Raw genomic sequence first — 12918 nt, forward strand, 5'->3', positions numbered from 1 at the left:
GTTATTATAAGTACCTATCTTCTAGCTTCTGAAATATTCAAACCATGAACCAATCTGCGCCACTTATTACTGACTCTGTCATTCAAGCTGCTAAATGGCTCAGTGAAGGTGAGCTACTCGCTTATCCAACCGAAAGCGTCTGGGGTATTGGCTGTGATGCTTATGACCAAGCGGCCGTTCAGCGTATTTTGGATATCAAGCAGCGTCCGCAAAGCAAAGGCATGATTGTCATTACCGACAGTGCAGAGCGTTTAGCGCCTTTATTAGACGCTTTAGATGATGCTCAGCGTCAACAAGTCATTAACAGCTGGCAGACAGATAGTCATACTGATGATCTACAGTATCGGCAAGCGCATACTTGGCTACTGCCCATTCCGAGCACACTTGCTACAACCATTCCTCCTTGGATAACGGGTCAGTATCAGACGGTCGCGGTTAGAGTCATTGCTCATCCAATCATCCGTCAGCTGTGTCAACAGATGGTCAGTAGCCACAATCCATTTGGGCTATTGGTCTCTACCAGTTGTAACCCATCAGGTCATCCGCCTGCTAGTACGTTCGATGAAGCCTATGCCTATTTCGGCGAGCAAATCCGCTACTTACAAGCTAAAACCTTGGGTTATACCTTACCAAGCCAAATCTGTGACGCTATGACAGGCAAAGTCATTCGCTAATGAGAATAAATAAATTTGAAATATTGCTATTCTTTAATTTCAGTCTTGACAGAAATTAAGGAATAGCGCAGTATGAACGAATAACGTCATAAAAACCTGAAAATAGCGAGTACACATCAATCATGAAACTAAATCCTGTGACCGAAAAATTTATCTTACATTGGGGCGAAATGGGCTCGCAGTGGGGTGTCAATCGCACCATGTCGCAGATTCATGCATTACTTTATATTATTGGTAAGCCTCTAAACGCCGAAGAAATTACCCATACCCTAGGGGTAGCACGCTCTAATGTCTCAAATAGCATTAAGGAATTGCAGCATTGGGGCTTGATACAAAAGGTTTCGATACTAGGCGATCGGCGTGATCACTTTACGACCAATACCGATGTTTGGGAGCTGGCTCGTATTATCGTCGTCGAACGACAAAAGCGAGAGCTCGCGCCAACAGTGCAGTTCTTACAGGAGCTGATGGAAAGTCCTGAGTTTGAACATGAGAATAGCGAAGTAAAGGCTCGTATCCGCGAGACTCAAGAGTTCGTTGAGACAGTCACCACTTGGTCTTCTGAGATGCTTAGATTACCGACAAGCGCGCTTAAAAAGATACTCAAGCTTGGCGCTAGTATTAAAAAGGTATTAGGACAGTAGCATTATAAAAGTACTTAACAATAAAAAATTTCAGCATTAATTTCTGTTTTGACAGAAATTAATGTAAAGAATGGCACTTATATAAGCTCTTTTTATTAGCAGCTACAACAAAAGGATTTGTAAAATGAAAGCGAATAAAATACAGAGTAAGAAGAGATCAGCGATCAAACATGCTTTGAGCTCAGTAGAATGGCAAGATTTGCGCCAATTGAGTCGCGTTCAGATTGTTTACAATGTAATTTTGCCCTATCCATTTTTGTTGTTGTCATGGTGGTTTGCCAGCCAGTCTTGGTATGTGTTGGCATGCGGCGCTTCTTATTTCTTTTTTGCTGCAGCCTTTCGCCAAGCTCACGACGGTTATCATCATAGTTTAGGCACCAGTAAACGTACGACCACGGGCATATTATTGTTACTTAGTGTGTTATTGATGACTGGCTTGCACAGTATTCGAGCCACTCACATGGAGCATCACCGCAATCCATTGGGTGACAGTGACATAGAAGGTGCTCTGGCGAAACTATCATGGTGGCAAGCGCTGTTAGGAGGCGTGACTTATCGACTTGATATCTATCGTCAAGGGCTACGTCTAAGCAGCCGTCGCAATCGACGCCTGGCTTGGCTAGAGTTTGCTTCAATTATTTTGGTCGTTATGGCTGCAATCGGCCTTAGCACAGTGACTGCTCCTACTGCTGCACTGCTGGCGCAAGTGTTGGTTTATCACATACTGACGATGACGCTTGCCAACGTGAGTGTCGGAATCATTGCGGTCTGGGGCGTGCACCATGATTGCGATGAGACCGTCGCCCGTACTGAGCGTAATAAGTTGGTCAACGCGCTGACCTTTAACCTACTGTATCACGTAGAGCATCATCTTTTCCCCGCGGTACCATCCAACCATTTACCTGAGCTTGCCAAGCGATTAGATGCGGCAGCACCACACCTGACCAATCAACAGGTATTGCCACGTATGAGTGAGCTTATAAGTTTTATAAAGAACCTCTGGAATAAAATAAAAGACAGATATCATCATAGTAACGATGATGGTGAGTGCCCTATCCGTAAGCGCTTTGCGTAGTGAGGTTAGTAATTGAGTAAGCTCTATTGAAATTAAGAGAAGGTGCTAGATAAATACTCATCAATTATCCATGGCAAACTCATGAGCACTACCAAGACACTATTTATACTAAGTTAACGACTAACGGTTATAGGATAAATATAATGAAAATGAATAAAAGGGTTGAGGCATATCCTTACCTACAAGTGATTATTTTATTTGCAGGACTTGGCAGTGTCATTAGTGGGCTGATTGTGGAGCTGTTATTGCCAGCTGCATTGCTTTACCAAAAGTATGTAAAAGTCGTTTTGATATCACTGCCAAAAAGGAAGACGATGGTTATAAAGAGTTAACTTTAAATAAATGATAAGCAATAAGTATAGGGAGCAAGGTATGAATATTCTCATTAGCGGTGGTTCAGGGTTTTTGGGTAGTGCGTTCAGTCGTGAGCTAATGACACGCTACCGTGCGCAGAATAGAGAGCTGCACATTACTTGGCTGACTCGCGATAGCAGCCAAGCGCATCCTGATGGTGTCAGTATGATGACCTATGATGAGCTTGCAAAGACTGATGAAAGTTTTGATGTGGTTTTAAATCTAGCAGGTGCTGGCATTGCTGATAAGCGTTGGAGCGATGCGCGTAAAGAGCAACTGCTCGCCAGTCGCGTGAAGCCAACAGAGTCGCTACTTGAGTTCATCGCGCGCAGCAGCACCAAGCCAAAACTTTTGGTCAGTGGTTCAGCGATTGGTTGGTATGGTGCCCAAGGTGATAAACCACTGACCGAAAGTAGTGGGTATGAGACGGACTTCTCTCACAAGCTTTGTGATGAGTGGGAGCAATTGGCCCTAAAAGCAACCGAATATGGCGTACCAGTGGCTATCGTGCGTACTGGCGTCGTTATCCATCCTGATGGCGGGATGATCGGTAAGTTGCTACTGCCATTTAAGATGGGCGTTGGCGGACAGTTAGGCGATGGCAAACAAATCATGAGCTGGGTCAGCCGTGAGGACTGGGTAGGGGCGGCTATCTTTATCATTGAGAAGCATCTTGCTGGCAAGTCTCACATTCAGAGTACTGATACCAAACAAGTTACTGACTCAACTTCAAATAGCCTAACGACCAATGACAACAGCTTGCAGACAGCAAATGATACAGCAGCGCTAGTATATAATCTTACTGCGCCCAATCCAGTTACCAATCATACTTTTACCAAAGCGCTTGGGTCATGGCTAAATCGTCCGACATTTTTTAGCTTGCCAAGCTTTTTTCTTAAGCTAATATTTGGTGAGATGTCGACCTTATTGATTGATGGGCAAAAGGTATTACCGCAAGCCTTACTTGATGCGGGCTATGAGTTTAAGCATCTAACATTGCAGCAGGCGTTAGAAGAACAAAACTAGGAAAAGCCAATGTTGTTTCACATGAAACAATATTAGCTGGTTAATTTGCGTTTAATAGTTTATTTGAAACTTTTACTGTGTTTTTGAGATAAATGAAACTGCAAAATAACTTATGGTGCATCCAAAGATTATGGAGTTTTTATGAAATCAATCTCCCTATCTTTAGCGTATAAGGGTTTTGGCGTAAGATAGCCATATCTTTATTTGATCAGACCTTATTATGTGGTTTTTTATCGTTTTTACTCAAATACTAGTCATCATGACCAGTGTTATTGTTTGGTGGTTCATTCAACCAAGTCGTACTTTCAGCAAAGTTGCGCTCATCTTGGCTATCTTTGTTATTAATAATGTGGCATTGGTTTATGGACTGACTGAGTATTGGTATGAGCGTTTTCATGTTTATTTAGTGATTAGCATCTTGCAAGGGTTTATGCTTTATGCTGTTTTTATAGTCGCTATTGGGTGGCTGATTTATAGAAAGCTATTTCAGCGAGCCCTACCTCCCAAGCTTGTACGTTCGTTTGCTGTCGGTGTGTATATGGGGATTGTTGGCTTAGCTGTATTCAATGCTTACTCGCCAGTGGTACATAATCTGACGGTGACGACAGATAAGCCCATGCCACAACCCCTGAAAATAGCCTTAGTATCGGATACCCATTTGGGTCGGTGGTTTGGTAATCGGCAGATACAGAAGATGGTTGCCTTAATCGATGCTCAACATCCTGATGTGGTGGTTATCGCTGGCGACATTATGAATGACACCACCATCGCCTATGACAATACCAACATGCATGAGCGTTTGTCACAACTAAAAGCACCGCTTGGCGTCTATGCTACCTTGGGCAATCACGATTATCAGGGTTATGATGAGCAGATAGCGCGTGCTATCGAAAAGGCTGGTATCAAAGCGCTTGATAGCGAGAGTGTGCTGCTAGATGATTCGGTATGGCTGGTTGGACGCTCGGACGATGTTGACCTTACACGCTTGACAGCGGAAGAACTATTAACTCAAGTAGACACAGACAAACCAGTTATATTTTTAGAGCATCGTCCTGACAATATAAAAGAGATAAGCCCTTTGCCAGTTGATTTGCATCTATCTGGACATACGCATGGCGGACAGATATTCCCACTAACGACACTGATGAAATGGTTCAAACCACTAGCGCATGGTACCAAAAACATAGAAGACACACAGTTTTTGGTGACATCAGGATATGGGTTTGGCCCTGTGCCCTTTAGATTGGGCACGCGCTCTGAGGTATGGATAATTACTCTGCAGCAAGCCGACTAAAGAGGCAGCCTGTGCAGTTGCACATTAGATATATAGATTAAAGTAATAGATGTGTTTATTTAGAAAATCACCGAGCTGTCAAAAAAGACCTGTAGTGTCAGTGATTTTTGCAGAATAAGGAATAGACTTCAAAAAGTAAGGATTAGATACCAGCTCCTGATTTAAATGCTGCTTCATCATAATCTTCGCCATGAGTGACGACGATAGTGCCTTTATCTATATTGACATTGACCCACTTTACGCCTTGTAGGTTCTCAGTATCAGCAACTAATTTATCAGCAGCATCCTTGCTAGTGACTTGAGCTTGGTAGGTTGTTTGTGGCATTGGTTTCTCCAGTAAGTTTTTTGGTTGATTGGTACCTTTTATATAGACGTATTAATAGCTGATTGCTCAGTATTAATACGTCTCTTGACGAACTCATAAAGGTAGCAAAAGACAGCATATCTGTAAATAAGCGACTTTGCCCCTTCAGTATTACGTTATTTCTAGATTGAGTCGGCTCCAAAGTTTTATCAGTGCGAGCTATAGCGTTGAGCATAATCTTCTCAGTCATACTTATTCCATACATACGCACGTTGCTGATGACGATAAATCACTTTTTTCTTTTTGAATTAACTGTTTTATAAAGCGGTTAAACCCATCAATAATGTATCTGGTTTCATAGCCTAGTCTCTTATGCACGCTCATTAAGTTAACAAAGCCATGCGGTGCACCAAGCACAGTATGGGTTTTGACTTCAATATCATGACTGCGCAGCTGTTTTGCATAGGCAAACGCTTCGTCACGCAGGACATCTAACTCGGCAGCCACCACGTAGGTGGGACATACTTGGCTGTTATCACCAAGCATTGGCGAGTTAAGAATATGCTGGCGAGGTAATGGGCTATTCTCCAAACAGGCAGCATCAAATACTGCCACGTCTGCGTGGTCTAGTAGTAGGCCTTCACCATACAACTCCCAACTTGGATAGTCATTTTCGACATCGGTCACTGGGTATAAAGGCATTTGTGCAAGTGGATGGGGCAAATCCTTTAATAGATTGAATGTCTTTTGACCATCCAAACCCAAGTCTGACCACGCGCTCTTCGTTGGTGTGATCACTTGCTGCGCAATCAAAGTTGATAAACCGCCGCCAGCGCTATCACCAGCTAGGACGATACGAGATGACGATGCGCCAAGAGCCTGGCAGTTTTCAGCCAACCAAGCGTAAGCGCTGATGCAGTCTCGTAGTGCTGCTGGAGAAGGGTGTTCTGGTGCTAAGCGATAGTCCACACTAACGACTGCCCAGCCAGTTTGCGCACAGACGGTATGACAAAACTCATGATGCGTATCAATATCACCGATACAAAACCCACCACCATGAAAGAACAACATTACTATCTCGTCAGGATTTTGATTTTGTGCGTTTATAGAGCGAGCGTCTGTATGGCTAGCGCTTGCTTGATAGCAACGCACAGTCATTTCATCCTCGTCAGCATTGGCGATGGTTTTGTCTTGCCAACTTACGGCAGTGCTGTTCTTTTTAGTAGAACACCTCGCTTTGCTTAATATATGGGTGGTATTTTCTCGCCATACTTTTGGCGCTTGCATTGCAACCGCATCGGCCGCAAACTTTTTGCGCAGCTCAGCCATTTCTGTCAGTTGCAAAGGTCTTTTTAGCTTGCTATTCACCGCGAGAATCAAGCGTAGGTGCGCATCAACATGCAAATACTGCTTTGAGATGGGACCTTTCAAATACCTAATTAAGCTTTCTAATAAGGGTGTTGGCAGGTAGCCAAAACCTTTCATCACATAATGCAGTGTATGCTGCTGATAACTTGTCAATGGATTGTGGTTGAGCAGTATTTGTTTGACTGATAAGGGGTTGTCATCAGTGCTACTTTCTTGCTTATCGCTTGCTACTTGACCCAAAGAGGTAAATTTGAATGTCTTTACCGCTTTGTCGAGCAAGGTCTCAAACGATGCTACTGGTAAGCTTGGCATAAAACCTCTCATAAAATTATTGTCAGTATTGGCTGTAATCAACCAGCTGTTACTTTAGCTTAAGTTATATTACTTAAAGCGATAATAAGGCAAAAACAATGATTTTAAGTTTTATTTAGTAATCATTTAGATAGTAATAGTAAAGCATCAGGAATGGCTGAGGTTTTTTGTGGGTATCGTTAGCATCCAAAACTATTTACTGTACTTAGAACTGTGCTTAAAGAGAGACGACTCTCTATCTACTACAAACTACTTATCAAATTACCGCAAAACACTTGCCAAAGTTTGTACGACTTATATTGTCAATAAAAAATACCTATGCTTTAGGCTTGAAATTTAGACTCATGACCTTTATCAATCAGCTATTAGATACTGTTGTGACAAAGACATGATTGAGCCAAATAAGTTGGCATCCAATGAGAGTGTATCCAAAATCATTAAACGTTCGTCAAATTATTAAAAACCTATTATTTTATTAAAATCATAAGGAGCTATCATGAGCGAGCAAGTCCCTAATCACGAACATGACGTAGAAAACCCAAAGGCTGCACAAAGTAATATCGAGCGTGAAGACAGCGTATTAGCAGAAACGCTGAATGAGTTTGATCCACAAAATAACTCAGAAGAGAACACGACCATTGAAAACGAGATCGATATTGATGCTTTCAACGCGCGTATCGCAGAGCTAGAGGGCGAAGTCAAGCAAGCCCGCGAGACCACTGCTCGTGCCAATGCAGAAGCCTACAATGCGCAAAAGCGTATGGAACAAGAAGCAGATAAAAGCAAAAAATTTGCTTTGCAAAAATTTGCCAAAGAGTTGCTAGAAGTCGTCGATAATTTAGAGCGCGCTATTGAAAACGCTGACGATACAGATCCAGTTGCTGAAGGGGTGAAGTTGACTCATAAAGCATTACTGGATGTCTTGAATAAGAATGGCGTAGAAGTCATCGATCCACAAGATGAGAAGTTTAACGCTGATTTTCATGAAGCGGTAGGTATTGATACCGACGCTCCAGCAGATACGGTCGGTACGGTATTGCAAAAAGGCTATAGCTTAAATGGTCGCTTACTGCGCCCTGCTATGGTACGTGTCGGACAGTAGGGTATCAGAGGCGCTAAACCTTATTAAAGCTAAGGATATTCACAAAAATACACACAAAGGCAGGTTTTTGCATCGATATTGACTTGAAAAGTTATAGATGCAAACCGATATAAAGCAATAAGTAACCGCTTATAGACTGTTATTAAAAACTTCGAATAATCAGCTCTATCGCGGATGGACAACTTAACCAGTGCTACTGGTTAGCCACTAATATTAAACATTTACGTATCAAAATAGATTTGGAGTAATAAATTATGGGTAAAGTTATTGGTATTGATTTAGGTACAACTAACTCATGTGTTGCGGTAATGGAAGGTGATAGCGTTAAAATTATCGAAAACGCGGAAGGTACACGTACCACACCCTCTATCGTCGCTTATAAAGATGACGAGACACTGGTTGGCCAATCAGCCAAACGTCAAGCAGTCACCAACCCAAATAACACTTTGTTTGCGATCAAACGTCTGATCGGTCGTCGTTTTGATGACAAGGTCGTACAAAAAGACATCGGTATGGTGCCATACAAAATCGTTAAAGCCGATAATGGTGATGCTTGGGTCGAAGTAAACGGTAAGAAGTTAGCGCCGCCACAGATTTCTGCTGACATCTTAACAAAAATGAAAAAAACAGCAGAAGACTACTTAGGTGAAAGTGTTACTGAAGCAGTCATTACTGTCCCTGCTTACTTTAACGACTCACAGCGTCAAGCAACGAAAGATGCGGGTAAAATTGCTGGTCTTGATGTAAAACGTATTATCAACGAACCAACAGCCGCCGCACTCGCTTATGGTATGGATAAAAAGCAAGGCGATAGCACGGTTGCTGTCTATGACTTAGGTGGTGGTACTTTTGACGTATCAATCATCGAAATCGCTGACGTCGATGGCGAGCAGCAGTTTGAAGTACTATCAACCAACGGTGACACTTTCCTTGGTGGTGAAGACTTTGACTCAGCTTTGATTGACTATCTAGTCAATGAGTTCAAAAAAGAACAAGACGTCAACTTAAAAGGTGACTCACTAGCGATGCAGCGTCTAAAAGAAGCTGCTGAAAAAGCGAAGATTGAGCTATCAAGTGCTCAAAGCACGGAAGTGAACTTACCATACATTACTGCTGACAGCAGTGGCCCTAAGCATTTAGTCATAACTATCAGCCGCTCAAAGCTAGAGAGCCTGACGGAAGAGTTGGTACAACGCACGATGGGTCCTTGTAAGATTGCACTAGAAGATGCTGGCCTTAAAAATGCTGACATCGATGACGTTATCTTAGTTGGTGGTCAGACGCGTATGCCACTTGTACAACAGAAAGTACAAGAGTTCTTCGGTCAAGAGCCACGTAAAGACGTTAACCCTGATGAAGCAGTAGCAGCGGGTGCAGCGATTCAAGGTGCAGTATTGTCTGGCGACAAAACCGACGTATTACTACTTGATGTAACGCCACTGACGCTTGGTATCGAAACAATGGGTGGTGTGATGACGCCAATCATTGAGAAAAACACCATGATTCCTACTAAGAAATCACAAGTGTTCTCTACGGCAGAAGACAACCAGCCAGCAGTAACGATTCAGGTCTATCAAGGTGAGCGTAAAATCGCCAACCAAAACAAACAGCTTGGCCGTTTTGATTTAACCGATATTCCACCAGCACCACGTGGTCTGCCACAAATCGAAGTGACCTTTGATATCAACGCTGACGGTATCATGAACATTTCAGCGACTGATAAAGGTACTGGTAAAGCACAGAGTATCCAGATTAAAGCAGACTCTGGCTTGTCGGATGAAGAAGTCGAGCAAATGGTACGCGACGCTGAAGCGAACGCCGCTGAAGATGAGAAGTTTGCGAACTTAGCACAAGTGCGTAACGAAGCAGATGGTCGTATCCATGCGGTACAAAAAGCACTGAAAGAAGCTGAAGATAAAGTGACTGAAGATGAAAAATCGACAGTAGAAACAGCCATCTCTGAGCTTGAAGCGGCTACCAAAGAAGATGATCACGACGATATCAAAGCCAAGCTTGAAGCGTTAGACAATGCTTTCTTACCGGTCAGCCAAAAGATCTACGCTGATAGCGGTGCAGGCGCTGAAGGTATGGATCCAAACCAGTTCCAACAAGGCGCGGATGCAGCAGATAGTAGCCAAGCTGACGATGATGTCGTTGATGCTGAGTTTACTGAAGTTGATGAAGACAAAAAATAAGCATTAACTGCTGATTGTGAACATAGCTTAAGGAAAAGCGCACTCTATGGAGTGCGCTTTTTATTGTGATATAAAGCTCTATATCACAATAGGTATACGAGAGTGCTGATACTGTCTTAGTTCATTGAATGATAAAAGTGGACATAAAATGAAGCATAAAGCTAGGATTGTAACAAGATATTTCATATCTAGGCCTTTGTAACCCAGTTGCTGACATACGCTTGCAAAACTTAACTGTCGCACTATTAAACACTGACACAGCGTTCGAAATACTTTGTTACTATATATTCATCGTTAGCAAACAAGGCGATGTGGCTACTTTTAGTCAGTAGTAATAAATAAATAACTTGTTTGTCAAAATTCGTTTTAAGGAGATAATAATGAAAACTTTACAAAAAACTTTATTAGCACTAGCAGTAGGTTCTTTAGTTAGCGTAGGCGCACAAGCAGCCGTCTCTTACGGTAGTGGTTATGTTGGTCAGCCATATGTAGGTATCAAAGCGGGTCAGTTTGACTTAGACCTTAATGGTGCAGACAAGCCAACCGCCTATGGTGTCTATGCTGGTTATAACTTCGATCCTAACTTTGGTATGGAAGTTGAATACTTAGGTTCAGACGATGCAGATTATTATAATGGTGACGTAGATGCCAAGACTTATGGCGCTTATGGTACTTACCGTTATACTTTCCCAAACACTGCTCTATATGCCAAAGGTAAATTAGGTGTTGCCAGAACTGAAGTGAAAGCTTCTAGTACTGTTCCACTTAGTAACATCTCAGACAAAGATACTAGCTTAGCTGGTGGTATTGGTCTCGGTTATGCAGTGAACTCAGATTTCAGTGTAGAAGCTGAATATGACAAGTTGGGTAGCGATGCAGATCTATGGACTGTTGGTGCACACTTAAAGTTCTAAATATCTAGTTAGTAACTTATTAAATATAAAAACGATCGCTTAAGCGGTCGTTTTTTTTTGCTAAAAACTCTCTATAAAAACTAATATATTTTGATTAAAGAATGTATGATAGAAACTGTTTACTGATGTTAAAGTTTTAATGACAGTTTGAGCGATATTTTATATAAAAAATAGATGCTCAGTTTCTTTAGTTAACTATTTGTTTTATTAGGAGGGTGTATGAATGTTTTACAGAAGTCTTTGATAGTTTTAGCAACTGCCTCATTAGTAAGTGTGAGCGCACAAGCAGCTATGACCTATGGGAGTTATACGACTCAGCCGTACGTTGGTGTTAAAGTTGGACAGTTTAATTTGGATAGGGATGGCGCTGATATAGATGATCCAACAGCTTATGGAGTCTATGCAGGTCTCTATTTTGATAATAACTTTGGTATGGAAGTTGAATACGTCGGTTCTGATGATGCTGATATCAGTGCTTTTGGTACCAAAGGTGATATTGATGCCAAGACTTATGGTGTTTATGGCACTTATCGTTACGCTTTTGCTAATACCGCACTATACGCCAAAGGTAAACTAGGTCTTGCGAAGACTGAAGTGGAAAGTAATTTCACTGATGGAGGGTCACTATCGACTAGTGATAAAGGTATTGCAGGTGGCATAGGCCTAGGTTATGCAGTTAACCCTAATTTCAATGTCGAAGCAGAGTACGGCATAATGGACAGCGATGTTGATGCCAAACTACTTACTCTAGGTGCTCATTTGAAGTTTTAAGTCTCTGCAAGACAGCTTATTAGCTATGATAAAACGATCGCTCTGGCGGTCGTTTTTTTGTGCGTTTAATTTTTTTAGATAATAGTTTCAATTATATCTCTACTAGGATAATAATAGGTTATATTATTGATTTTTAAGACAATATCTATAACCAAATTGTGGTACATTAAAAGGTAGGAATGCAGAGGAGGGTATGGTAATGATTGAGACTATTTGGATGATTGAGCCTTGGCATTGGCTCGTACTGGGTTTTTTATTGATGATTGCTGAGATTTTTATTCCGACCTTTGCTAGCCTTTGGTTTGGTGCTGCTGCTGTTATCGTTGCTGCCTTAGCTTGGTTATTACCTATCCCTTTATTTGCACAAGTCATTATCTGGTTAGCTCTATCCGTAGTATTTATGTTTGCTTGGGTCAAATATATCAAACCACTATCGGTAGATCGTACAAAGGCTGGACTGGGCGGTACTGTAATCATCGGAGAGACAGGTATGATTGTCGTTAAGCCGCAAGACGGTATCTCTGGGCGTGTACGTTTCAATGTGCCTATAGTGGGCGCAGATGAATGGGATTGTCGTACTATTGATGAAACTGTGGAAGTAGGTGATCGAGTGGTGGTGACTGATATTACTGGTAATGAGCTAGTGGTAGCGCCTACCAAACGTATTGCAGCACCTGTCGTTGCTAGTCGGCCCAATATCAATGAGTTAAGATCCAATGAAATGAATCGTCGTAAAGTTGAGCAAAGTAAGCTGAGCCTTAATAAAGAAAACCTTGATAGAGCTCGCCTGAATAAGAAGTTTACAGACAATTGATAGGCTGAAGTCGTTACTTAGCATAACCATTCGTAGGAGCTATTTACAGTACAATCATACAATGGATTAGT

The 12918-nt window shown here is 42.0% G+C and carries 12 protein-coding genes and 1 pseudogene; 11 read left to right on the forward strand and 2 right to left on the reverse strand.

Annotated features, from left to right (window positions below):
• Nucleotides 1–44: 44 nt before the first annotated feature.
• The 6 genes from JMY01_RS13025 to JMY01_RS13050 all read left to right on the forward strand — a co-directional run bounded on the left by JMY01_RS13025 (nucleotide 45) and on the right by JMY01_RS13050 (nucleotide 5067).
• A complete protein-coding gene (locus JMY01_RS13025; protein ID WP_201576535.1) occupies nucleotides 45–674 on the forward strand; it encodes an L-threonylcarbamoyladenylate synthase in 630 nt (209 codons plus the stop codon).
• Between the two features lie 122 nt (nucleotides 675–796).
• Nucleotides 797–1318, forward strand: a complete 522-nt coding sequence (locus JMY01_RS13030) for a GbsR/MarR family transcriptional regulator (RefSeq protein WP_201576537.1) — start codon at nucleotides 797–799, stop codon at nucleotides 1316–1318.
• A gap of 124 nt (nucleotides 1319–1442) precedes the next feature.
• Nucleotides 1443–2393 carry a fatty acid desaturase gene (locus JMY01_RS13035; RefSeq protein ID WP_201576539.1) on the forward strand — a complete coding sequence of 317 codons (951 nt, stop codon included), beginning with the start codon at nucleotides 1443–1445 and terminating at the stop codon, nucleotides 2391–2393.
• 143 nt (nucleotides 2394–2536) lie between these two features.
• Nucleotides 2537–2725 carry a hypothetical protein gene (locus JMY01_RS13040; RefSeq protein ID WP_201576541.1) on the forward strand — a complete coding sequence of 63 codons (189 nt, stop codon included), beginning with the start codon at nucleotides 2537–2539 and terminating at the stop codon, nucleotides 2723–2725.
• 40 nt (nucleotides 2726–2765) lie between these two features.
• Nucleotides 2766–3773, forward strand: a complete 1008-nt coding sequence (locus JMY01_RS13045; RefSeq protein ID WP_201576544.1) for a TIGR01777 family oxidoreductase — start codon at nucleotides 2766–2768, stop codon at nucleotides 3771–3773.
• A 220-nt stretch (nucleotides 3774–3993) separates the two neighbouring features.
• Nucleotides 3994–5067, forward strand: a complete 1074-nt coding sequence (locus JMY01_RS13050; RefSeq protein WP_201576546.1) for a metallophosphoesterase — start codon at nucleotides 3994–3996, stop codon at nucleotides 5065–5067.
• Between the two features lie 142 nt (nucleotides 5068–5209).
• On the opposite strand, the gene JMY01_RS13055 is transcribed toward JMY01_RS13050, so the two are convergent.
• Both JMY01_RS13055 and JMY01_RS13060 read right to left on the reverse strand, forming a co-directional pair.
• The gene (locus JMY01_RS13055) at nucleotides 5210–5392 is read right to left on the reverse strand and encodes a hypothetical protein (RefSeq protein ID WP_201576548.1); all 183 of its coding nucleotides are present in this window, start codon (nucleotides 5390–5392) and stop codon (nucleotides 5210–5212) included.
• Between the two features lie 231 nt (nucleotides 5393–5623).
• Nucleotides 5624–7051 carry an alpha/beta hydrolase gene (locus JMY01_RS13060; protein ID WP_201576550.1) on the reverse strand — a complete coding sequence of 476 codons (1428 nt, stop codon included), beginning with the start codon at nucleotides 7049–7051 and terminating at the stop codon, nucleotides 5624–5626.
• Between the two features lie 496 nt (nucleotides 7052–7547).
• On the opposite strand from JMY01_RS13060, the gene grpE reads away from it, so the two are divergent.
• The 5 genes and pseudogenes from grpE to JMY01_RS13085 form a co-directional block, all read left to right on the forward strand.
• Nucleotides 7548–8153: a nucleotide exchange factor GrpE gene (grpE, locus tag JMY01_RS13065; protein WP_201576552.1), complete on the forward strand. Its 606-nt coding sequence runs from the start codon at nucleotides 7548–7550 to the stop codon at nucleotides 8151–8153.
• A 254-nt stretch (nucleotides 8154–8407) separates the two neighbouring features.
• Nucleotides 8408–10348, forward strand: a complete 1941-nt coding sequence (gene dnaK / locus JMY01_RS13070) for a molecular chaperone DnaK (protein ID WP_201576564.1) — start codon at nucleotides 8408–8410, stop codon at nucleotides 10346–10348.
• A 380-nt stretch (nucleotides 10349–10728) separates the two neighbouring features.
• Nucleotides 10729–11262 (forward strand): porin family protein, encoded by a 534-nt coding sequence (locus JMY01_RS13075; protein ID WP_201576567.1) that lies wholly within the window; start codon nucleotides 10729–10731, stop codon nucleotides 11260–11262.
• A 219-nt stretch (nucleotides 11263–11481) separates the two neighbouring features.
• Nucleotides 11482–12033 (forward strand): porin family protein, encoded by a 552-nt coding sequence (locus JMY01_RS13080; RefSeq protein ID WP_201576571.1) that lies wholly within the window; start codon nucleotides 11482–11484, stop codon nucleotides 12031–12033.
• Between the two features lie 199 nt (nucleotides 12034–12232).
• Nucleotides 12233–12688: pseudogene (locus JMY01_RS13085) on the forward strand (NfeD family protein); the annotation flags it as partial.
• Nucleotides 12689–12918 lie beyond the last annotated feature (230 nt).

The organism is Psychrobacter sp. H8-1 (genome assembly GCF_904846575.1).
Taxonomy (GTDB): domain Bacteria; phylum Pseudomonadota; class Gammaproteobacteria; order Pseudomonadales; family Moraxellaceae; genus Psychrobacter; species Psychrobacter fulvigenes.

Excerpts from the sequence above, each read along its gene's own strand:
- JMY01_RS13075 (WP_201576567.1), top strand. The coding sequence starts at position 10,729 with ATGAAAACTTTACAAAAAACTTTATTAGCACTAGCAGTAGGTTCTTTA.
- JMY01_RS13030 (WP_201576537.1), top strand. The coding sequence starts at position 797 with ATGAAACTAAATCCTGTGACCGAAAAATTTATCTTACATTGGGGCGAA.
- JMY01_RS13040 (WP_201576541.1), top strand. The coding sequence starts at position 2,537 with ATGAAAATGAATAAAAGGGTTGAGGCATATCCTTACCTACAAGTGATT.
- JMY01_RS13060 (WP_201576550.1), bottom strand. The coding sequence starts at position 7,051 with ATGCCAAGCTTACCAGTAGCATCGTTTGAGACCTTGCTCGACAAAGCG.
- JMY01_RS13055 (WP_201576548.1), bottom strand. The coding sequence starts at position 5,392 with ATGCCACAAACAACCTACCAAGCTCAAGTCACTAGCAAGGATGCTGCT.
- JMY01_RS13050 (WP_201576546.1), top strand. The coding sequence starts at position 3,994 with ATGTGGTTTTTTATCGTTTTTACTCAAATACTAGTCATCATGACCAGT.
- dnaK (WP_201576564.1), top strand. The coding sequence starts at position 8,408 with ATGGGTAAAGTTATTGGTATTGATTTAGGTACAACTAACTCATGTGTT.
- grpE (WP_201576552.1), top strand. The coding sequence starts at position 7,548 with ATGAGCGAGCAAGTCCCTAATCACGAACATGACGTAGAAAACCCAAAG.
- JMY01_RS13025 (WP_201576535.1), top strand. The coding sequence starts at position 45 with ATGAACCAATCTGCGCCACTTATTACTGACTCTGTCATTCAAGCTGCT.
- JMY01_RS13080 (WP_201576571.1), top strand. The coding sequence starts at position 11,482 with ATGAATGTTTTACAGAAGTCTTTGATAGTTTTAGCAACTGCCTCATTA.
- JMY01_RS13045 (WP_201576544.1), top strand. The coding sequence starts at position 2,766 with ATGAATATTCTCATTAGCGGTGGTTCAGGGTTTTTGGGTAGTGCGTTC.
- JMY01_RS13035 (WP_201576539.1), top strand. The coding sequence starts at position 1,443 with ATGAAAGCGAATAAAATACAGAGTAAGAAGAGATCAGCGATCAAACAT.